This window comes from Sinomicrobium pectinilyticum (assembly GCF_003725735.1).
In the GTDB taxonomy this organism is placed as follows: domain Bacteria; phylum Bacteroidota; class Bacteroidia; order Flavobacteriales; family Flavobacteriaceae; genus Sinomicrobium; species Sinomicrobium pectinilyticum.
The window spans coordinates 1-22,249 of the sequence record NZ_RJTM01000167.1; the positions used below are offsets into that span (position 1 = coordinate 1).

At 44.6% G+C, this 22,249-nt stretch carries 19 protein-coding genes; 7 read left to right on the forward strand and 12 right to left on the reverse strand.

Annotated features, from left to right (window positions below; translation table 11 throughout):
- Positions 1 to 60: 60 nt before the first annotated feature.
- The gene (locus ED312_RS21355) at positions 61 to 975 is read right to left on the reverse strand and encodes a ketopantoate reductase family protein (protein WP_123218056.1); all 915 of its coding nucleotides are present in this window, start codon (positions 973 to 975) and stop codon (positions 61 to 63) included.
- 609 nt (positions 976 to 1,584) lie between these two features.
- On the opposite strand from ED312_RS21355, the gene ED312_RS21360 reads away from it, so the two are divergent.
- On the forward strand, positions 1,585 to 4,098 hold the full coding sequence (locus ED312_RS21360; protein ID WP_123218057.1) for a cation-translocating P-type ATPase: 2,514 nt from the start codon (positions 1,585 to 1,587) through the stop codon (positions 4,096 to 4,098).
- Positions 4,099 to 4,422: 324 nt separating this feature from the next.
- On the opposite strand, the gene ED312_RS21365 is transcribed toward ED312_RS21360, so the two are convergent.
- The 4 genes from ED312_RS21365 to ED312_RS21380 are packed head-to-tail and all read right to left on the reverse strand — an operon-like array spanning position 4,423 to position 7,967.
- Positions 4,423 to 5,097 (reverse strand): ABC transporter ATP-binding protein, encoded by a 675-nt coding sequence (locus ED312_RS21365; RefSeq protein ID WP_123218058.1) that lies wholly within the window; start codon positions 5,095 to 5,097, stop codon positions 4,423 to 4,425.
- A gap of 10 nt (positions 5,098 to 5,107) precedes the next feature.
- A complete protein-coding gene (locus ED312_RS21370; RefSeq protein WP_123218059.1) occupies positions 5,108 to 6,370 on the reverse strand; it encodes an ABC transporter permease in 1,263 nt (420 codons plus the stop codon).
- A complete protein-coding gene (locus tag ED312_RS21375) occupies positions 6,367 to 7,452 on the reverse strand; it encodes an efflux RND transporter periplasmic adaptor subunit (RefSeq protein WP_123218060.1) in 1,086 nt (361 codons plus the stop codon). The genes ED312_RS21370 and ED312_RS21375 overlap by 4 nt, the downstream gene beginning before the upstream one ends.
- 8 nt (positions 7,453 to 7,460) lie before the next feature.
- A complete protein-coding gene (locus tag ED312_RS21380; protein ID WP_123218061.1) occupies positions 7,461 to 7,967 on the reverse strand; it encodes a DUF892 family protein in 507 nt (168 codons plus the stop codon).
- Between the two features lie 230 nt (positions 7,968 to 8,197).
- On the opposite strand from ED312_RS21380, the gene ED312_RS21385 reads away from it, so the two are divergent.
- Complete coding sequence (locus ED312_RS21385) at positions 8,198 to 8,848, forward strand: hypothetical protein (protein WP_123218062.1); 651 nt, start codon at positions 8,198 to 8,200, stop codon at positions 8,846 to 8,848.
- 315 nt (positions 8,849 to 9,163) lie between these two features.
- On the opposite strand, the gene ED312_RS21390 is transcribed toward ED312_RS21385, so the two are convergent.
- The 3 genes from ED312_RS21390 to ED312_RS21400 all read right to left on the reverse strand — a co-directional run bounded on the left by ED312_RS21390 (position 9,164) and on the right by ED312_RS21400 (position 15,329).
- Positions 9,164 to 10,000 (reverse strand): universal stress protein, encoded by an 837-nt coding sequence (locus ED312_RS21390; protein WP_123218063.1) that lies wholly within the window; start codon positions 9,998 to 10,000, stop codon positions 9,164 to 9,166.
- Between the two features lie 95 nt (positions 10,001 to 10,095).
- Positions 10,096 to 12,492 (reverse strand): phosphoenolpyruvate synthase, encoded by a 2,397-nt coding sequence (ppsA, locus tag ED312_RS21395; protein ID WP_123218064.1) that lies wholly within the window; start codon positions 12,490 to 12,492, stop codon positions 10,096 to 10,098.
- 104 nt (positions 12,493 to 12,596) lie between these two features.
- Entirely contained in the window at positions 12,597 to 15,329 is a 2,733-nt protein-coding gene (locus tag ED312_RS21400; protein WP_123218065.1) for a cation-translocating P-type ATPase, read from the reverse strand.
- Between the two features lie 177 nt (positions 15,330 to 15,506).
- Between ED312_RS21400 and ED312_RS21405 the strand changes: the two genes are divergently transcribed.
- The 5 genes from ED312_RS21405 (at position 15,507) to ED312_RS21425 (ending at position 18,686) form a co-directional block, all read left to right on the forward strand.
- Positions 15,507 to 16,142 carry a class I SAM-dependent methyltransferase gene (locus ED312_RS21405; RefSeq protein ID WP_123218066.1) on the forward strand — a complete coding sequence of 212 codons (636 nt, stop codon included), beginning with the start codon at positions 15,507 to 15,509 and terminating at the stop codon, positions 16,140 to 16,142.
- Between the two features lie 148 nt (positions 16,143 to 16,290).
- Positions 16,291 to 16,731, forward strand: a complete 441-nt coding sequence (locus tag ED312_RS21410; RefSeq protein WP_123218067.1) for an Hsp20/alpha crystallin family protein — start codon at positions 16,291 to 16,293, stop codon at positions 16,729 to 16,731.
- 65 nt (positions 16,732 to 16,796) lie between these two features.
- Positions 16,797 to 17,252, forward strand: coding sequence for a hypothetical protein (locus ED312_RS21415; RefSeq protein WP_123218068.1), 456 nt, complete (start codon positions 16,797 to 16,799; stop codon positions 17,250 to 17,252).
- 54 nt (positions 17,253 to 17,306) lie between these two features.
- Positions 17,307 to 18,299 carry a 2-hydroxyacid dehydrogenase gene (locus tag ED312_RS21420; RefSeq protein ID WP_123218069.1) on the forward strand — a complete coding sequence of 331 codons (993 nt, stop codon included), beginning with the start codon at positions 17,307 to 17,309 and terminating at the stop codon, positions 18,297 to 18,299.
- A gap of 180 nt (positions 18,300 to 18,479) precedes the next feature.
- Positions 18,480 to 18,686 (forward strand): dodecin family protein, encoded by a 207-nt coding sequence (locus ED312_RS21425; protein ID WP_123218070.1) that lies wholly within the window; start codon positions 18,480 to 18,482, stop codon positions 18,684 to 18,686.
- A gap of 512 nt (positions 18,687 to 19,198) precedes the next feature.
- On the opposite strand, the gene ED312_RS21430 is transcribed toward ED312_RS21425, so the two are convergent.
- From ED312_RS21430 to ED312_RS21445, 4 genes are all read right to left on the reverse strand, one after another.
- Positions 19,199 to 19,837, reverse strand: coding sequence for a phosphoribosyltransferase (locus ED312_RS21430; RefSeq protein WP_123218071.1), 639 nt, complete (start codon positions 19,835 to 19,837; stop codon positions 19,199 to 19,201).
- Positions 19,838 to 20,165: 328 nt separating this feature from the next.
- The gene (locus ED312_RS21435; RefSeq protein WP_123218072.1) at positions 20,166 to 20,810 is read right to left on the reverse strand and encodes a dienelactone hydrolase family protein; all 645 of its coding nucleotides are present in this window, start codon (positions 20,808 to 20,810) and stop codon (positions 20,166 to 20,168) included.
- Positions 20,803 to 21,708 carry a L,D-transpeptidase gene (locus ED312_RS21440; RefSeq protein WP_123218073.1) on the reverse strand — a complete coding sequence of 302 codons (906 nt, stop codon included), beginning with the start codon at positions 21,706 to 21,708 and terminating at the stop codon, positions 20,803 to 20,805. The genes ED312_RS21435 and ED312_RS21440 overlap by 8 nt, the downstream gene beginning before the upstream one ends.
- Before the next feature lie 11 nt (positions 21,709 to 21,719).
- Positions 21,720 to 22,249 (reverse strand): LOG family protein (locus tag ED312_RS21445; RefSeq protein WP_123218074.1); only part of this gene is annotated, 530 nt, incomplete at its 5' end.

The following is a 22,249-nucleotide window of genomic DNA, read 5'->3' on the forward strand; positions in this document are numbered from 1 at the left end:
TCTTACCTATTATTCATGTTATTTTAACATGGAAGACAGTCTCTTAGAGGGGGGAACATTTTACCTGTTTAGCCCGGATTTTATTTTTATTAAATCCCCTAGTAATTTTGTCCGCTGAACCTGTAAGCCCAGGTTCATTTGTTTTGCCATGCTGTAAATCTCAAAATTTAAGGTGTCAATTTCTGTCTCCCGTTTACTTCTGATGTCCTGTAAAGTGGAGATAAATTGCCCATCGGACATTTTGCTAATAGAAATCACCTGATCTTCAATTTCTTTGGCTTCTAAGTCAATTCCTTTGTTGCTTGATACCAACACGCATTCGGCAATGATTTTTTTTGCCAGGGAAAAGGCTTCGGTGTTCCTGTGAAAAATTCCATTATCAACTTCCAACAATGGACATATGGAATTGAATACACAATTTGCAATGGCCTTTTTCCATATTATCTTGTCAATATACTTTTCTGTAACAAACCTAAAATCAGGGGTATCTATTTCTTCAACGATTTTATCCAAAAATGTGCTATTTTGCCGGATTGCACCTATGGGAGACTCTGCAACAGGTTTATACCGTACCTTATTTTTGGAAATGCTTTGACTGGTTGCGAAAAGTACACATCTATAAACCTCCTTGAAGCCTTTTTCTATAAAAGGTTGTTCTATTCCCAGGCCGTTTTGTAAAATGACTATTGGAGTCCGGATGGCTTTGCTCACTAATTTTTTAGAGAGTTCCCTGTTTCCAAAGGATTTGGTGGTAAGTATAACCAGGCCGTTTAATTCAGAATAGTTACTCAGAGAATTAAACGCCACTTCTGCCGTTAGTTCCTGCTCCGCTTTAAGCTTTACAGTTAATTTTTCTTTATAGGTATTACCATCATCCACACTACCGCGGATTAACTGAACATCCTTCCCGTTAAGGGCCAGACAAACAGCCAGGGTCTTGCCGATTGCTCCGGCACCAATTATATATATTTTCATCTCTTTATCCTATTTTTAGATACTTGGCAAATTTCGGAAAAATTTACGCACTAGGTGAGATTTAAAATACTCCGATACTTGCGTCGGAATACTTTTTTTCGGGTTTTCCGATGTATCTCTCGTGGGCTTGCCCCGGGATAGTTGACTGTTATAAATCGTATAAGTTGGGCAGCCTCTTAACATCACACCATAGCTAACAGATGATTAGGTATGAGAACTTAATACAATTGTATTGGATGTAGTGTGAAAGAACGGGCCTTCGAAGGGATCAGTAGAGACTTGGGAATGTCCCGTAACAAGCCGTGACAAACCAGCCTTTTATCCTGACGTATGCGATTGCCACGTCACCTCCTTTGCCGGTGGTTCCCGGGTTTGCCGAACGGCTCCTCGCTCCTGATAATCCCGATAATCGGGATCGGGAGACGCTTTTCAGTTATGGCTTTGGGAGGAAATATCCAAATCGTCATTAATATCTCATCTGTTTACCAGTGCTTTATATTTATGCTTATCCAGTATTCACGTTATTATAGATAACCTTTTTAAAAACCTTCCATAGCTCCGGCTTCAATCAAAAGATTTGGTATTTTTAAATTTTATATATAATCGTTTATGTTCCACAATGTTCCTGATAACCTGAAAGGTCTTAACGATCATGAGGTAGCCGCTTCGAGAAAGACGTATGGGTATAACCGAATAGATGCCACCGGTAAGAGTACCTGGCTGAAGTTGCTTATTGATATCTTAAAAGAGCCGATGCTTATCCTGCTCATTGCCATTTCAGCTATTTATTTTATCATAGGCGATTACGGGGAAGCGACGTTTATGATCCTGGCCATCGTTGCGGTTTCGGCCATTTCCTTATACCAGGATAACCGGAGTAAAAAGGCATTGGAGGCCCTGAAGAAGCTGAACGAACCTTTGAGTAAAGTTATCCGTAATGCGAAAGTGATCGAGATCCCCACAAACGAGATTGTAGTGGGCGATCTCAGCATTACCGAGGAAGGAAAAATGATTAATGCCGATGGGAAAATTGTCCATAGCAATGATTTTTCGGTTAATGAAGCAGCTTTAACAGGGGAGAGTTTATCGGTGTTCAAAAACAGTAAAAGTGAAGATAATAAGGTATATAGCGGAACACTTTCAGTGTCGGGACTTGCCGTTTTTGAAGTAGAAAAAATCGGCAAAGAAACACGACTCGGTAAAATCGGGGCGTCCTTATCCGATATAAAAGAGGAAGTTTCCCCCTTGCAACTTCAGATTGGCCGGTTTGTAAAAACAATGGCCATTATAGGTGTTGTGGTATTCCTAATGGTTTGTATGGTCAGTTACTATCATACCCGGAACCTTCTCGAAAGTCTGCTCAACGGGCTTACGCTGGCCATGTCTGTTTTACCCGAAGAGATCCCGGTAGCATTTACCACTTTTATGGCATTGGGCGCCTGGAAGCTGATGCGCGATGGGATTATTATCAAGCGGAGCAGTATTGTGGAGACCTTAGGGAGTACAACGGTGATCTGTACCGATAAAACCGGAACCATTACCGAAAATACAATGCACCTGAAATATCTGTATGATTATAATTCCGATAAAACTTTTGAGGAACCGGATTTTAGTGCTTCCGTACTTTCCGATTTGATTGGTTATGCCATGTGGAGTAGTGAGCCTGTGCCCTTTGACCCGATGGAGAAAACCCTGCACCGGGTATATGGGCAGACACAAAAAGAGGACCTGAGAAAATCATACACGCTGTTTCACGAATATCCTTTGGACGGTAAGCCGCCGATGATGACACATCTTTTTGAGAATGCGGAAAAACACCGGATTATTGCCGCAAAAGGAGCACCGGAAGCAATACTTAACGTATCCACGCTTTCCGAAAGCCAGAAAAATAAAGTTCGCGGCCTTATCAAAGGTTTCGGGCAGCAGGGGTTTCGCATCCTGGGGATAGCAAAGTCCGGTTTCCGGGGCGAAGAGTTTCCCGGTAAACAACAAAATTTTAAATTTGAGTTTTTGGGGTTGGCCGTGTTTTATGATCCGCCTAAAAAAGGTATCCGGGACGTGTTCCGGCATATTTACAATGCCGGGATCAAGGTAAAAGTTATCACAGGCGATAATACCGATACTACAAAGAGCATCGCAGCACAGGCAGGAATTGTGAATTTGACCGAAGAAGCTGTAGAAGGGGCGGCAATCATGAAATACCCAGAGGAAGAATTAATGCAGGTGGTCGGGCAACAGGTCATATTTACCAGAATGTTTCCCGAGGCGAAACTCAGGGTGGTAAATGCGTTGAAAAAGAAGGGAGAAGTGGTAGCCATGTTGGGTGATGGCGTAAACGATGCCCCGGCCTTGAAATCTGCTCACATTGGTGTGGCCATGGGGCATAAGGGAACTGAAATAGCAAAGGCAGCAGCTTCTTTGGTCATCGCCAATGACGATTTGGGAAAACTGATTATAGGGATTGCTGCCGGACGAAGGATCTATACGAATATTAAAAAGGCGATCCGGTATATTATTTCCATCCATATTCCTATTATTCTTACCGTGACTATGCCTTTGTTTTTGGGGTGGGTATATCCACAGCTGTTTACTCCCGTACACGTTATTTTTTTGGAATTGATCATGGGGCCCACCTGTTCGATTGTGTATGAAAACGAACCGATGGAGAAGAACACCATGGTACAAAAACCGAGAAAAATGACCGACACATTTCTGAACCGGAAAGAACTTGGTATCAGTATTGTTCAGGGATTGATGATTACTATAGGGGTATTGTCTGCTTATCAATATGCCGTACTTAGCGGGGAGAATGAAGAAAAAACAAGGGCCATGGTTTTCACCACCCTGATTTTTGCCAATATTTGGCTAAGCCTTACAAACCGTTCGTTCTATTACAGTATGTTTGAAAGTTTCAGGAACCGGAACATATTATTTGTTATGATCATCGGGATAACGGTACTGCTCCTTTTCGGCATCCTGTATTTTCCCCCGTTTTCCGTTTTTTTTAAAGTCTCCGGTTTGAATATAGCAGAATTAGGGACAGCCGGGCTTATTGCTGCCGTATCGGTACTTTGGTTTGAGGTGTTTAAGTGGGTAAAAAGAAAGCGGCATAAGGATGAATAATACAACCGCGTTCAAAGCATGAACTCCCTTGCTCCATGTGCTTAATGACTACAAGGCATAGCTTGAAACCGGTCCGTTTAGTCTCGGGAATATTACAGGTCCCTACCTGCGAAAAACCGGTTTATACATTACGGCTTGCCGATGTTTATGATCAGGTTAAAGATGAAAGCCATTGCAGTTATTTACTTTAATTTCTATAGATTCAGGTTACAGATATATGAATATATTACGGATTGTTTGCTCATTATTCGTGTATTCGTGGCCAACCGGACTTTCAGTCTGATATAAATTTCTGTATTTCATATCAATATGGTTGATTTGTTTTCAGTTGACAACCCGGCCGTCTTCCAGCTGAATAATGCGGTCCGTACGTTCGGCAAAATCGATATCGTGGGTCACTACCAGGAGAGAGAGCCCCTGTTCTTCCTTGAGCTGTTTAAAGATACTAAAGACATTTTCGGAGTTGTAGCTGTCCAGGTTCCCCGTGGGTTCGTCGCCCATCAGGATAGAAGGATTGTTGATGAGTGCACGTGCTATGGCTACCCGCTGTTTTTCCCCGCCCGAGATCTGTGAAGCCCGCTTTTTTGCCAGGTGATCTATATGAAGCATCTTAAGTTTTTCTATGGCGTCATATTCAATTTCCTGGTAGGATTTTTCGCCCAGTTTCTTGGCAGGGAGCATTACATTTTCCAATACGCTGAATTCGGAAAGCAGGTAGTGAAACTGGAAGACAAAACCGATATGCCTGTTCCTGATCCCGGAGAGTTTTTCATGTGATTGTCCCGTAACCAGTTCGTTATTAAAGTAGAGCGCGCCCGTATAATCAGTATCCATGGTAGACAGGATATACAGGAGGGTGGATTTGCCCGAGCCCGACTTTCCCATGATACTGGCAAACTCCCCTCTTTTTATATCAAAACATATGTCTTTCAGGACGTGAAATGCCACCGGCTTCTTAAAATACTTATCGATATGATCTGCTTTTAGTACGACAGCCATGGTATGGGATTCAGGAACCTCTTATGATTTTTACCGGGTCTATTTTTCTCGCTTTGTCTGCCGGAAGGAAGCCGGCTATAAAAGTGGAAAGCAGCGCAAAAGACAGACCGATAATGTAAAACCACGGGTTATAGTTAATAGGATAGGTAGTTATAGTTGGAAGGGCCTCGGTTTCAAAGGCTATACCGTCAATAAAGCGGGAGAGCATAAAACCGAGCAGCAGGCCCAGGATACCACCGGCCAGGCCTATGATAATGGCCTGGCTAATAAAGATGAACTGCACATCACCACCGGAAAACCCGGTAGCTTTGAGAATGGCAATATCTTTCATTTTTTCGTAAATAAGCATATTGAGAATGTTGTAGATGCCGAATCCGGCTACGATTAAAAGAGTTACGGAAACGGAATAGGTAATGAGATTGCGGATATCGGACCCTGTTTCAAACTGTGCATTGGCCTCGTTGATGTCCGTAGCCTTTACTTTGAACAGCCGTTTTAATTGCAGGGCCATCGCAGGGGCTTTATTTATATTGAGGAGCTTTACGTTAATGTCGGTAATGTAATTCCGGGGTTCTCCCAAAATACGCTGCACGGTTTTCAGGCCGGCAAAACCCTGAACATTATCTATATCGGCAATTCCGCTTTGATACAACCCTACTATCTTTAACGGAAAAACAGCTCCTTTTACTGTGCTCACCTGTATACGGTCGCCTGTGGAAAGTGACATTTTCCGGGCCAGTCCGGCGCCCAGCAGTATACCACTTTCATTATTGTCCAGGGCTTCTGGAGTTCCTTCTATAATATAATCCCGAATGTTGGAAAGGCGGACTTCTTCCATGATGTCGATCCCGGTGAGGTTTCCTCCCAGTTCTATGGAGCCGGAAAGGTAAAATATTTGGGCCCGGAGCTGGGGAGTAGCTCCTTTTACAGCAGGATCTTCTTTCAGATACTGTAAAATGGGGTAGGCATTGTGAATCTTTTTCTGGCTTTGTCTGGGTTTTACGGAATGGACCACGTGAAATGCGCTTTCCGGTTCCAGGTACAGGGTTACGGGCTGTTGTTCCGAGGGCTCTATTTCGTTGTAGAGGTGTATATGAGGTGTCTGGTTCAGGATAAGGTCATCCAGCATGCGGTTGAGCCCGGTCATAAAACTTACCAGTGTAATGTAAGCCCCTATGCCGAAGGTAACCCCCAGAGATGCGGTAGTCGTCGATTTCATCCGGGTGAGCAGGTGTGTACGGGCAATTTCCAGCAATACTTTCCAGCGGGTCATGGTTCCGGTTTTAACAGGGGAGTTTTTTCATCGATACCTTGCAGTATTTCCACACGATCCAGGTTTTGTAAACCCGTTGCAACTTTCACAAGGCCGTTTTCGGTAAGCACCTTGTCGTCTGCGCTCAGAAAAACTTTCGGAATGGTAAGCGCGTCTTCTTTTCGCGCAATAATAATATTACCTTCACCGGAAAGCCCCGGATAGAGCACCGGGGGCTGCTTTGTAAAGAGGGCTTCTACCTTAAAGGTTTGTGAACGTTCGTCTTTTTCGGGGTAAATCTTGTGAACAACTGCTTCGAAAACTTCTGTTCCGTAGGCATCGAGAGTGACAAGTACTTTTTGTTCTTTTTTTATTTTGACGATATCCACTTCATCGATGAGCATTTCTATGACAAAGCTATGGGTACATCCCACCGCCCCCAAAGGCTCCTGGAGAGAGACGGTTTCCCCCGCGTTTTTATACAGGGCGTATACCGTACCGTCAATTTTGCTTTTAACGGTAAAATCCGTAGCGGCTATTTGTGAGGTCTTATAATTGTTTTCAGCCTGCTTTAACCGGGTTTCCAGTTCATTTTTAGTGCGGTAGTATTTATTGCGGAGCAGGGATAGAGTATTGCCCGATAGTTGATAAGCGAGTTTCCTGGTGTCAAATTCCATTTTCGAACCTATTTTTTGTTCCCATAAGTTCTTTTGCCTGATATAATTGAGCGAATCGTTCCTGTAATTCATGGAAGCTGCGGCGATCTCATCCCGTATTTCATCCAGTACTGCAGCCCGGCCCTTGTAATTTTCCCGGGCGAGCTCAAGGGCCAGCCTGGCATTTTCCCGGTTGAGCTCAGGGGTAAGGTTAATGATCTGCACAAGAGGGTCTTCTTTATTTACCGGGTCGCCTTCTTCCACCAAATTGTAATCGAGGATGCCACCTACGGCAGAATATATCTGGTAGAGACTGTCGGGTTGAATGGTAACCGAGGAATATACGGACTCGGTTAACAGCATTCTTTCGGGGAAAACTTTTTCTTTTCGCTGACCGCACGAAAACCCCAGCAGGCCTGCCAGGCAAATTATCAGGTTTTTATACATCTTGCAACTTACATAATTGAAAAAGAAGCCTTCCTGTTAATGCTGTGCTTTGCCAGCCGGGCAAGCTCCTTGTCGATGTTCCCTTCTTCAGCGGAAAGCCCTTCGAAGCTAAAAGCTATTTCTTTCTGTCCGATTTCCCGCGCATACGATGCCAGCGATCCCAGGGATGCGATGTTATTGTGACACAGTTGCTGCAGAGCATTTAAAATGACGGCATCACAAACATAGGGATCCTTACTCCGGTCTATCAATGCTTCCGCATGTGTTAATATACATTCACAGTAAATACCTTTTTCTACTTCGTGCCTGATTTCCATGGTATGGAAAACCTCCTGAAGAAAGTCACCGGTGTCTTTAGAGGACCGGAGTTTTTTTTGCACGAGTTCTTTTAACTCGGGGGTACTTATATTTTTTGCGACATAAGGTAATTCGGACTGTTCTCTCATGGTGGTGTCAAATAATTGCAGGCTTTGTTGAACAAACAACTCCCTCAGGTTTCCTAATGTGTTATTCATGACAAATTATTTTGATGATACAATTGATTATCAGTATAAAAATACCTTCGGACAGCGATCGGAGAAATGATTAATATCATATTTATAGCAACTTCTTGTTGTACCGGTCCGGAAAAACACAACTGATTTTAATCATTTCATTTGCTGTTTCCAGGGATTACCTTAGAGCGTGATTAGCAAGGAAGCATACTCCTTAATAACAGATTCGTAACACATAAAAGAAACCGGTCATGAAAAAAATAATTTTAATTACTGCAGTTATTGTTTTTGCGGGATGCTCTTCTGTTCGCCTGGTAGACAGCTGGCGTAATAACACATATGTCGGGGAGATTCCGGGAAAGGTATTGGTAGTAGGAATTACCGATAATCTTACGGGACGGAAAATTTATGAAGAACATTTGAAAAACGAGCTTCAGGCCAGGGGAATCGATGCAGTGGAAAGCTATCAGGTTTTCAGTCCTTCCTTTATGTACTCCCGGCAGTCTGAAGAGACTATTCAGGAAGAAGTAGACAAGTTTGCCGACAGCGGATATGATGCTATTCTGGTATCTGTGGTAAAAGGGGTCAGTGAAGAGGTTTCCTATAGCAGGGGATATGCAAGAACAGATTATTTCTGGAGGAGATTCGGGGGGTATTATTTTGTGTACCAGGATATTTACTTTGATCCCGGTTATTACGACAGGTATAATATATATCATATAGAAGCTTCCCTGTATGACATAAGAGTACCCGACAGTAAATCACTGGTGTGGGTGGCGTCTTTCGACCTTGTGGAACCCGGGAGCATAAACAGGACCGTAAAAGACTATGTAAAGCGAATTACCGAGGAGCTCGAAAAAGAAAAGATCATCCCTGCCAAGCAGGAAACCGGCAAACCATGAATAATGTCCGGGGTATCTTTTTAAATCTTTTTAAATCAACGCGAATAATAGATAAGTTCTCCAGGATAAAAGCATTGTAAAAGTTTAAGTACTGTTTTTAATTTTTAAAATCTCCTCCCTTCAGACGAAGAGAGGTGGTCCCGATCCCGATACACATCGGGACAATTGGGATCGGAGGGTTTGAAATCCCAGACCATCGGATAAACATTAGTGTTTAGGTACAATTCCCGGGGCTTAGGCTGGTCCCCCCCCTTCTCCCTAACAGTATGGGTGCTTTTTTTGTTATCCATTATTCACATTAAATAAGACCGCCGGTTAAATGTGCATTACCATAATAGGAAGTCTGGAGTAAAAGCTGATCCCTTTTATTACGGGCGTTTCCATAAGCCTGTAGAAGAAAGAGTGCTTCCGGTTTACCAACGCAATAAGGTCCGTATCCCGGCTTTCGGCAAAACAGCTTATCCCTGCGGCAGGAGGAATATTGGACAATGAATGGAAAGTACAATTCAATCCGCTGAAGTGATCTTCCAGTAACTTCCTGTTTTTCTTCTGGATTTCGGTCAATTCCTCCTGGTCCCCGATGTGGATGACCCGGATGCTGGCTTCGAATCTCCCGGCGAGTTCCAGTAAGGGATTTATTTCCTTTTTCTCATAGGCTATTTCAAAAGAAGAAGGGAATACGATCTCATTAAATCCTCTGAACCTTGCTTTCCGGGGGATAGTCATTACCGGACAGGAAGATATCTTTTCCATGAGGGTTACCGCATTGCTGCCATAATTGACCCCCCTTGCGTTTCGTGCCCCTTTGCTTCCCATGATAATCATATCTATATTCTTTTCCTTTACCAGGAGTTTTATGGCATGCAGCAAAGTGTCTTTCCTCGATATGGCCTTAAAATGATGGTCGGAATTTTTCACAGGTCCCATCCGGAGCATAATGTCCTGCAGGGCATTACGGCTTCGTTCGAGCGCAATTTCATAAGCCGGATCGTGCAGGCGATCGGTAGACATAAGGATTATGGGGTAGTAAGGGACTTCGAATACATGGAGAAGATAAAATGTACATTTTTCGTCCCTGTACATAGCTGTTGCATATCGTATGGCATGCAGAGCGTTATCTGAAAAATCCGTTGGTAAGAGAATCTGTTTCATGGGTTTGTATTTTTATGGTTAGTTTAATACTTCGGCAAGGCTCGGTGCTGGCGGACCAGCTATAAATTTTTAATAGCCGGCAGCTTGTACTGTATTTACGGTTGTCCGGAAGAAACACGGAGGATATGGTCTTCCGCTTTACGCATATTTTCTATCCCGGTGAGTAATGCATCCGGGTTAAAAGAAATACTGTCTATACCCGATTCGACAAGGAAAGCCGCAAATTCGGGAAAATCACTGGGGGCTTGTCCGCACAGCCCTGTTTTGATCCCGGCTTTTTGTGCTGCCCCGATAACCGATGTAATCATCATTTTAACGGCCCGGTTATTTTCATCGAAAAGGTTTGAAACGAGTTCGGAATCCCGGTCAATCCCCAGGACAAGCTGGGTGAGGTCGTTAGACCCAATGGAAAACCCGTCGAATATCCGGGCAAATTCTTCTGCGAGGATCACATTGCTCGGAATTTCTATCATGGTGTATATTTCCAGGTCTTCCTTACCCTGTGCCAGGCCGTTTTCTGCCATCAGGCGGATCACGTTCCGGCCTTCTTCGGGAGTACGGCAGAAGGGCACCATAACTTTTAAATGGTGAAACCCCATTTCACTGCGAACTTTTCTAATGGCTTCACATTCCAGCTTAAATGCTTCTCTGTAGGCCTCATTGTAATACCTGGAAGCTCCCCTGAACCCCAGCATAGGGTTTTCTTCCACAGGCTCAAAATATTGACCGCCTATGAGGTTGGCGTATTCGTTACTTTTAAAATCACTGAGGCGGACAATGACCTCTTCGGGATAAAAGGCAGCACAAATGGTAGCGATACCCTGGGCCAGCCTGTCAATAAAATAGGCTTCTTTCCGCTTATATCCCCTGGTGAGCTCTTCTATGGACGTCCTGGTGGCCTTATCCGTTATTTTACCGGAATCCACCAGGGCCATGGGGTGGATTTTAATCTGGTGTGTAATGATAAATTCCATACGCAGCAATCCTACCCCTTTATGGGGGTAAGCAGCTAAACGGAATGCCGTCCCGGGATCGGAAAGGATCAGTTTGGCCTCCGTTTTCGGCATTTTAATCCGTGAAAGGTCGATATCTTTTGCTGTGAACGGTATTTCATCTTCATAAACATACCCCGTATTGCCTTCTGCACAGGATATGGTGACTTTCGCACCTTCGGTCAACACCCGTGTGGCATCCATGCACCCTACTATGGCCGGAATTCCGAGTTCTCTCGATACGATAGCGGCATGGCTGGTACGGCCTCCCTTGTTGGTTACGATGGCACTTACGCTTTTCAGTAACGGGTCCCAGTCCGGTGTAATGGAACCGGTAACAATAATATCGCCGGCAGATAACTTACCGGCATCTGCGGGTGAAGGGAGCAAACGCACCGTCCCGTGGACGATCTTGTGCCCTATGGCATTTCCCGACGTCAGTGTTTTTCCCTTCCCGGATATATGGTATTCCCTGAAAAATGTCCCGGTATCCGACCGGTGTACGGTTTCCGGGCGGGCCTGTATGATAAACAGCTGGTGGGTCAGCCCGTCTTTGGCCCATTCGATATCCATGGGTTTCCCGTAGTGTTCTTCAATGATCACCGCCCACCGGGCCAGGCGATGTATCTCCTCATCCGATAGTACGAATGTTTCCTGTTTGTCTTTAGGGGTATCCGTATTTATGGTAGCCACATGATGATCCGTATCGGTGTAGATCATGGTCTTGTCTTTTGAACCCAGTTCTTTGCGGATAATGGCATTATATCCTTTTTTTAAGGCCGGTTTAAAGACGTAAAAATCGTCCGGGTTGACGGTTCCCTGTACCATGTTCTCCCCGAGCCCCCATACTCCCGAGAGCAGGACCACTCTGTCAAAGCCCGATTCGGGATCTACGGTAAAACCCACCCCGGAGCATCCCTTATCGGCACGAACCATTTTTTGTATACCCACGGACAGCGCTACTTCCTCGTGTTTAAATCCCTTATCTTCCCTGTATTTGATGGCCCTGTCGGTATAAAGAGAGGCAAAACACCGTTTTGCGGCCTTCAATACATTCTTTTCTCCCTTGATATTCAGAAAGGTATCGTGCATACCTGCAAAACTCGCTTCGGGAAGGTCTTCTGCCGTAGCGCTGCTTCTTACAGCGACTTCTGCGGTTTCTCTTTCACATAACCCGCTATAGGCTTCGATTATGGCGTCGGAAAGTTTCTCCGGGAAAGCCGCTTCAAGGATATACTGTCTTGCCCGGGAGCCGATGTCGCGGAGGTTGGTATAATTTTCCCGGTCCAGTGTATGCAACAGCTCCCGCAATTTATGGTCGAGTCCGTTTTCCATTAGAAATAACCGGAATGCGGGGGCAGTGGTTGCAAAACCGTACGGAACAGCGATCCCTTGGGATGATAAACGGTTATACATTTCACCAAGTGAAGCATTTTTTCCTCCTACAACGGGAATATCGGCAATACCGGTCCGATCGAAAAATTTAATATACGTGTCCATGTCCATCACATTTTACTTCTGTAAAGAAAAAGGACGAAAGGAAGAATTAAAATGATGAAAATCAGTTCACACTATTTAATTTCCTTATAATAGTTTTTGGCTGTTCAGTATCGGGAGAATTTCCAAAGCAATAACTTTTTGTTGTACCTCAGGTATTTGTAGAGTTCTCCCATCCACAGTACAGAAGAGGAAATGACCCCGAAAAAAATAAATTCGTAAAAAGAGAGCTGTTGAAAATCAAATAGCTTACGGAGAAACGGAACCTCAATGAGGCAAAGCAGGATAAGGATCGAAAATACCAGGGCAGCATTGATGTATTTGTTAGAGAATACACCTATGGTAAAAACAGACAGTTTCAGTGCCCGCATATTAAATACATTGTAGAACTGGTAAAAAGACATGACTACAAAAGCAGCGGTCCGTGCTTTCGGTAAGCCTTCGGGCAAATAGTAGGTAAAGACCAGTAATGTCACTATCGCCATCAGTACGGCATTGATAAATAAAAAAGGAAGGATGCTTTTATTCAGAATATTTTCCCGGGGATTGACAGGTTTTTCACGAAGCAGGTCGCCGTGTCCTTTTTCCGTGGCCAAAGCCATATCTTCGGTGCCGTCGGTAATGAGGTTTAACCATAGGATCTGTGTGGCGGTTAGTGGTAAAGGCATACCCATGGCCAGTGCGGAAATAAGCGTTGCGATCTCGGCAAGATTGGTGGTTACCAGGTAAAAACTGGTGTTTCTGGCGTTGTTAAACACTATCCTTCCTTCTTCTATGGCGTTTACTATGGTAGAGAAATTATCATCGGCAAGGATGATCTTTGCCGCGTCGCGCGCCACGTCCGTACCCATGATACCCATGGCTATACCTACATCGGCCTTTTTCAGGGCGGGGGCATCGTTGACACCATCTCCTGTCATGGCAATCAGTTCCCCTTTTTGTTGCAATGTGCTTGCGATGCGCAATTTCATGTGCGGAGTGAGGCGGGCAAAAACGTTTATGTTCAGTACGGCTTTTTCAAATTCCCTTTCATCCAATGCCGATAACTGTGTTTCGGTAAGGGCTATGTTTTCCCTCTTTGACATGGTTTCCAGGATACCGGTAGAACGGGCAACAGCTATGGCGGTATTGATATGGTCCCCGGTAGCCATGATAACACGGATACCTGCCTGCCTGCATCGGGCTACCGAACTTTTTGCACCCGGACGGGGAGGGTCGGTCATTCCGGAAATCCCGACAAATGTCAGTGATCCTGTATCTTTATTGATTCTCAGGAGGTCGCCGGGTTCATCCCTGTAAGCCAGGGCAACGATCCGCATGGCGTGATCCGACCAGTGCTCTATTTTCCGGGAAATGAATTGCCTGTGCTCCGTATCCATGTCAATAACACCTTTATTTGTAAGTGCCCGGGTGGATTTTTCCAGTATTTGTTCCGGGGCCCCGATAACGAGGAGTTGTTTCTTTCCGTTTTTTTCAACAAGAGTAGCACGCATTTTATGGATAGAGTTAAAAGGATAGTCATCCAGTTTTTTTATCGTATCCTCCCGATTTGTAAAAACACCTCCTTTCCTGGCCAGGACCAGCAGGGCACCTTCCGTGGAGTCACCCATCAGTTTGTATGTATTCTTTTCATTGTCGTGATAGACTTCTGCATTGTTGCACCACCCGGCGATCTGCAGAAACTGTTGCAGAGCGGGAAGGTGGTTGACATCGAGAATATACCCGTCCCTTACAAAATTACCCGCCGGGAACCATCCTTCACCCGTAACATGGATATCTTCCTCGTCGGGAATCCCTATTTTTTGTACAGTGAGGCTGTTTTGCGTCAAAGTACCTGTCTTATCGGTGATGATGGTGGTGACCGCCCCCAGGGTTTCCGTTGCCGTAAATTCACGGACAATAACCTTTCGTTTTGACATCCTCCGGATACCAATGGCCAGTACGATAGAAAGGACTGCAGGTAAACCTTCGGGAATCGCGGCTACCAGGATGGCGATAGCGGTGATGAAAACATCACTCAGATTTGTATCCCTGAAAAAATACATGATGACAAACAGGCAAACCGCACTTGTAACAGACAGCAGAGCCATTTGTTTACCCAGGATATCCGTTTTTTTCTGGAAGTTGGTCCGGGAAGTCCTGATACTTTGCAGTGTACCGGCAATGTTTCCTATAGCCGTGTTCATCCCGGTGGCGGTTACCACACCAACGGCATAGCCGCTGGCCAGGAATGTACCTTTGTATACCATGTTTTTTCTTTCGGGCAGGATGGTTTCCGCAGGCAGGGGCAGGATGTCTTTACCGGTTGAAAGGGATTCGCCGGTAAGTGCAGCTTCTATGGTACGGACATTCCTGGTTTCGATAAGCCGGGCATCTGCCGGGACCTGGTCGCCTTCTTCCAGGAAAATGATATCGCCGGGAACCAGTTCCCGGGACAAAAGCGTTTCCTTCTTACCATTGCGTAATACCTTGGCCCATAAGGGCAGGGAAGTTTTCAGGGAAGCCACCGCTTTTTCGGCGCGCCATTCCTGGGCGAAACCTATACAGGCATTTAAAAAGATAACGGAGAGAATAATATAGGTGTCTATGGTATTTCCGCTGAGCTGTGAAATGATCGCGGCAATAAAAAGCACGATAACCAGCAGGCTCCCGAACTGTTTTCCGAAGATGCTTATCCACGATCTTTTCCCTGCCTCCCGGAGTTCGTTCCGGCCATAGCGTGCTCTCCGGTCTTCCGCCTCGCGGTCTGTCAGTCCCAGGGCAGTTGTCCTTAATTTCCTGAAGACCTGTTCTGCGGCAATATGATGCCATGGTGTTTTTGCTGTATGATCTGCCGACATCTTTTTTCCGTTAAATCAATTTTCTTTCCGACGCTGTTTTTTTGCTTCTGTAAAGAAAACAGTAAAACAAAATTGTTGAAATGATGAATGTCATTCTTTTACGGGTGAAGGTGTGATACATTTGGGTATTGAGATGTAAAACAGTTCCTTATTAACCACTTAATCAAACCCAAAATCATGGTACATTCGGATATATTCGGTAAAAATGTGGACGATTACGAAGCCTGGTATGCCAGGCATGATGCTGTATACAAATCTGAGATCAGGGCACTTCGCGAACATTTTACACGGCTCCCGGAAAATATAACGGGAATAGAAGTCGGGGTGGGGACGGGAAGGTTTGCCCTTCCCCTGGGAATCAGGGAAGGAGTGGAACCCTCGGACGAAATGGCCGCGCTGGCGGTAAAAAGGGGTATTGAGATCGTAAAAGGGTATGCGGAAGCGCTTCCGTATAAGGATGTTCATTTCGACTTTGTTCTTTTTGTCACTATCTGTCATCTGAACAATGTTAAAAAAGCACTTCGGGAAGCGTTTCGGGTCTTAAAGGACGGCGGTCTTCTTATCATCGGTTTTATAGAAAAAGACGGGGAGATTGCCAGAAGCTATATGGAAAAGCGTAAACGGAGCATTTTTTACCGGCATGCCAGCTTTTACAGGACCGGCCATTTGAAGAGAATGATCCTGGATTGTGGTTTCAGGGATCTCAGAATTACACAGACGCTGTTTGATAATCCGGACGAAATTACAAAAGAACAGGAACCCGAAACAGGCTACGGGAAAGGCTCTTTTGTGGTTATAAGTGCCGTAAAATAGGTGATATACGAATGTCCAAAATAATAAAAACACCTAATTTCTCTTATTTTTTTAGAAAAATCTGTACTCCTGATTTTTATCATTTTTTTCGACCCCTTCCTGGATTATTTTAGTTGTATAAATTGTTTAACATCAAAAAAATACAGTTATGTCACTCATTAAGTTTAACAACAGGTTACCATGGGTCAATTCCGGATTATCCCGGTTTTTCGACATGGACGATTTTTTCAGGGATGGTTTGCTGGATGGAAGCGTATTACAGCAACCGGCTTTGAACATCCGGGAAAAGGATGATGAATTTGAAATCGAACTCGCAGCTCCCGGGCTTTCCAAAAAGGATTTTAAGATCGCTATTGAAAACGGCTACCTGAACATCAGTGCCGAGAAAGCGGAATCCAAAGAGGAAAAAGACGATGATTATACCCGGAAAGAGTTTAATTACAATTCATTTAAGCGGTCGTTATTGCTTCCCGACAGTGTGAAGGAAGAAGATATAAAGGCCAGGTATGAAAACGGAATACTCAAACTCAACCTGGCAAAAAAGGAAGAGTCGAAAGTAGCTCCTTCCAGGGCTATAGAAGTTCGTTGAGAGGCCGTTAAAGAACGGGGAGTACAGCACTCCCTGTTCTCTTTTAACTTTTAATTGAAATCAAAATGACACTGTATACCAACGTGAAATATATGGAATGGAAAAGTGCGGAAGAGATGCACGAAGATGCCAGGACATGGTATTCGGAGCTGGAATTTATGCATACCGAATCACATTTTCTCGACGAACTGCTGGGCACCTATTTCATAAAACTCAGTACAGACCAGAACTATATACAAACCAGGAAACTTGTGGAAAGTCTTTCGACCTGTAAAGAACGGATATCCCGGCTCACCAAAGAGATAAGGAACCATCAGAACGAACTTGTTGTACTCCTGGACGGCATAGACCAGCCTTATGAGGAAAGGGAAGTAAAGACCGCTCATAAAAAAATGCAACAGGGAGTGGAACAGTTATCCCTCGATTTCAGGGAGCTGAAAAAAGACTTGTTCTATACGGTGCATGATATTATGAGGGAAACCAACAGGAAACACCTGGTCGGCGGAAAATACAGAAAGTGAGAATGTGAGATGTTGAGATAGATATTCGGATGAATTTAATAAATCTGTTTTTTAATGAAAATCCTGTTCTATAGTGTAAAGGCTTTCGAAAAGCCCTACCTGCAGCAAAGAGCGAAGCATCATGCTTTTCAGGAGGTCTTCAGGGAAGAATCCCTTACTGCGGAGACTGCAGTGCTGGCGCTGAACTTTGATGCGGTTTCACTTTTTGCAGGGGACGATGCTTCCGCAACTGTCCTGGACATATTGAAGGACATGGGCGTAAGGTATATAGCACTGAGGTCTGCCGGGTATGATAATGTAAACCTGAAGGCAGCCGGGCGATCGGGGCTGAAAGTAGCTAATGTACCCGGATATTCCCCTTATGCCATTGCCGAACATGCGGTAGCACTTTTACTTGCTTTGAACCGTAAACTGATCGAATCGAACAGGAGGGTTTCCGGATATAATTTCGATATCACCGGTCTTACGGGATTCGACCTCCACGGCAAAACGGTGGGAATTGTAGGTACCGGGCGCATAGGGAGTGTCATGGCGGGGATCATGAATGGTTTCGGCTGTAAGATACTGGGTTATGATATAGCCGAAAGCGATGCGTTACAGGGCAAATACAAGATGCAATATACCACATTGGAAGCATTGTGTTCCCGTGCCGATATCATTTCAATTCACCTGCCGCTGAATGGTGCTACTCACCATCTTTTTGACAGGGAATTGTTTAGGGTGATGAAAAAGGGGGTGATGCTCATCAATACGGCAAGAGGGGCCGTATTAAAAACGGACGATCTGCTGGAAGCCCTGGAAAACCGAATAATAGGTGCGCTGGGGATTGATGTTTACGAGAAGGAAAGGGGAGTCTTTTTTAATGATTGTTCAGCCAATGGGATAGAAGACCCCTATTTAAAGAAACTCATAGGTATGTCCAATGTTTTAATAACGTCGCACCATGCCTTTCTTACCGAAGAGGCCCTGACCAATATAGCGGATACGGTTTTTCGGAATTTGCATGACTGGCAGGAGGGAAAAGACCCGGTAAATCAACTATCCTGACTGCACCGAGGGATAAGCAATATCATTACTTTTATATGAGAGATACCATGGTTTAAGCAGGGATCTCACTTCAGTTTTAATTTTGTAATGAACTGTTCAGGCCGATGATATTTATCATTTTTCATACACTCATTCGTGCTTAAATTAGCAAAGAATGATTAACCTTTAAAACTTAATATCATGTCTGTCTTAAAAGTAGTTGAAATACTGGGAAATTCCGAAGAAAGCTGGGAAGATGCTGCTCAGCAGGTTGTAGATGAGGTGTCCAAAACCGTAAAAAACATCAAATCGGTGTACATACAGGATATGCAGGCCACCGTAACGGACAACCGGATTTCGGAATACAGGGTAAACACAAAAGTGTGTTTTGAAGTCCTGGAAGATTAAAATCTAAAGTAAAATAAGGCAAGCCCGGAGACCATTGTCAGTCAGTTTAGTTAGAATCATCTTTTGCAGTCTCTCTATTCAGGGTTTGCCTTTCTTTTTTGGAAAGTGTCGGGTGAATATGCCAAGTAATTTTGTTTTAGTTTGAGGTGAGTAATGTTTAAATACTATAAATCAAAAACATCTCAGACTTGCACCTCTCTCCGTTTCAGGAGAGGAGCCTTTTCGCTGGTCTGTTGTTCACATTAGTTTAAGAAACTGTTTAGATTTTATCCCTTCGGCAGTGATTTCTGAATTTATCGAAGGGCTCAGAGCATTACCTTTGGTTCTTTCGGGCGCCTTTTTCCGTACCGGCAAAGCAGGTTAAAGGGATTGAAGGTGATTAATCCGGCTATGCCGGGAGATTGAAAGGATTGATTTTAAACATTTCAATCTCCCTCAATCTTCTTCAATCTTATTAAGTCCAAACTGTAATCCCGATATTATCGGGACCAAAAACAAAATTTAAACAGTTTCTAAGTGTCTTTAATTCTGTTAGTCATTTTCAGCAGTTTAACGGCTTCTGTATCGGTAACTTCGTCAAACTCTTCATAACAGGCACCTACAGCATAAAAATCTGGGGGTTGTTCCAGGCAGATGATTTTATTGATATAGCCGGATCTTTCCAGTTTTTGTACCGCTTGGGGTGATGCTACGGGCACCGCAATAATGACCTTTTCGGGTTTTTCTTTGTATAAGAGTTCGGCCGTGGCAAGCATGGTATTCCCGGTAGCTATACCGTCGTCTATTACAATAACCGTTTTGCCTTTTACACTTTCGGGTTTACGGCCGGAGTAATATTGTGCATACCTTTCGGTCAACGTATTACGTATTCTTCTGATCTCTTCTGCGATATAAGATTCCGGTATGTTTTTAACCGTATTATCCAGGACCACATTCTCAAGGCTTACGGCACCTATGGCGTATTCCCGGTTGTAGGGATGGCCTATTTTTTTGGTAAGGACAACATCCAGCGGTAATTTCAGCGTCCCGGCCACGACAACTCCCAGGGGAAGTCCCCCCCGGGGGATGGCTAGGACTATGGCGTTTTGACTGCTGTAGGGTTTCAGGACTTTGGCGAGTTTAGTGGCCGCTTGTACTCTATTTTTGAACATGATTTCTTTTATTTTCAAGTTAAAGGTTAAGATCCTGCTCCCGATCCCGATAATCGGGATTCTTTCAGATTCTAAAAAGTTATTTATGCCACGAATTCCCGAATAAATATGGGGGTATACTTATAAAAATATTCATGAATCTGTGGCCAAACAGATTTTCAGTCTGCCATAAACCTCTGGACTTCAAGTCCAGGGCGGTAAAGTGTTGTTACTTTAGTTTCTGCAAACCTGGGTCTCAGAAAAATGAATATATTATGAGTAGTTTTACAATTATTCGTGTATCCGTGGCAAACCAGATATTCTAAATGGATGGTTTTCAGATTCATAATTATTTGGTTAGATGTTTCAAGTATTTTTTGAACCAGTTTACGGCTAATACGGTAACCTGCTCCATTTTACCGGGTTCTTCAAAAAGGTGGGAGGCTTCGGGAATGATCTCAAGCTGCTTTTTGCAATGCAGTTTTCCATAAGTTTCGCGGTTTAATTGCATGACCACCTGATCCCAGCTTCCCACAATAAGAAGTGTTGCGGCACTGACCGTATACAGGTTTTCATTTCCTGCAAGGTCCGGCCTCCCTCCCCGGGATACCACGGCTTTTACGGTATCGCCGAAATAGGCTGCCGCCTTCAATGCTGAAGCTGCTCCCGTACTGGCCCCGAAATATCCTATGGGTAACCCTTTGGTCGCGGGCTGATCCTTTATCCACCGGGTGACATCGATCAATCGCTGCGTCAGCAAATCGATATCGAACCGGTTTTCATAAACGGCATCTTCTTTTTCCGTGAGCAGGTCAAAAAGCAGGGTGGCGAACCGTTGTGTATTGAACATTACGGCGACCCTGTTATTCCGGGGACTCAGGCGACTGCTCCCGCTGCCATGAGAAAAAATAACCACACCCCGTGCTTTTTCGGGTACGTTCAGTATCCCTTTTAACACTACGTTGCCCAGGCTTATATTTACACTATTATTCATGGTCTGTAGCTTTATATTTATTATAGATGTCCTTTAGTGTAATGCTGTTCCCCTTTTCGTCCGTAACCTCCAGGTCATACCTGATGCGAACGGCCGTTCCTATGGGAGCATGATAATAGATATACCACATATCGGCCTCCCGGGTACCTATACAGCCGTTGGAATAGGCTTTTTCCAAGGTTTCCGGGTTGGTGGTGGGATGTATCATCTGCCCGTTGCGTACCCCGTTGATCTCGGTCTCTATCCAGGGTATCCGGGGCATAACAGTGGTTTTTCCGTCATCTCTTTTAGTGAGGTAAAAACGGTGCCCGTTGACGGGATTGTAAAATACGGGATTCCTTTCATGCCTTACTATGGTCCCTTCTCCGTTTACCGTTCGCAGGTTGGTCACCCGGCTTCCCATGGCCAGGTATCTCTTTGCGTTTTTCCCTACTCTTACCGGGAAGGTATGAACAAGTACGGAACCATCATAGATCCGGAGCTTGAATTCGGGGATATTGATGTCGATCAGGGTATTCTCAAAAACCTTCAGAAGACGATTTACGGTAATGGAATCGGGGACCAGGAGGGAATCTCCCCGGTGCAGGGCAATGATTTTCTTCTGGTCATATACGAAAGAGTCCCTGGCCATCTGCCGGTAATAATCCGTATTGGCCAGGGAGTCGATAATACGAGGGTTGGCACGTACCAGGAGATGTTCGGTAAGCGGATAGCCGGTACGGTACCGGTCTGCCAGCGAATCCATATAATTGAAATAATCCCCGATGGTGATATTGCGCAAAACAGGAACCCACCTTTGCGCAGGAGTATAACTGCTATCCGGAATCGCGGGAATGCGGTGCTGTGCATTTACACCGAGAAAAACGAAGAAGGCTATAGATCGCAATACCATATTCATTTTATGTCTGTTTAAGAGGTTCGGGCCGTTTGTGGTGCGTATTTCCGGTTTTTATCCGGATATTCGCCGAGCCACCAGCGGGTTTTGTACGTTTTTTTAACGAGTCCGAATTTTTGAATGGCATGGGTGTTCAGGTGAATGCTCATTTCTTCTACGGAATCGGTAATGAACAGCAGTTCCATATCTTCACGGTCTATACTTTCGTTTTTGGCCATAAGTTGTATGTGTTCGTAAAGCTCCCGGTGATATTCTTTCCCGAAGAGGACTACGGGAAAATGATTGATCATTTTGGTCTGTATCAGGGTCAGGGCTTCGAACAGTTCGTCCAGCGTACCGATCCCTCCGGGCATGACCACAAACGCATAGGAATATTTAATCAGCAAAAACTTCCGGACAAAGAAATAGGGGATATCGATCCATTTGTGCAGGTAGGGGTTGGCCCCCTGTTCACTGGGCAATATGATATTACATCCTACGGAATACCCGCCGTTCTCATAAGCCCCCTTGTTGGCGGCTTCCATAATACCGGGCCCGCCCCCCG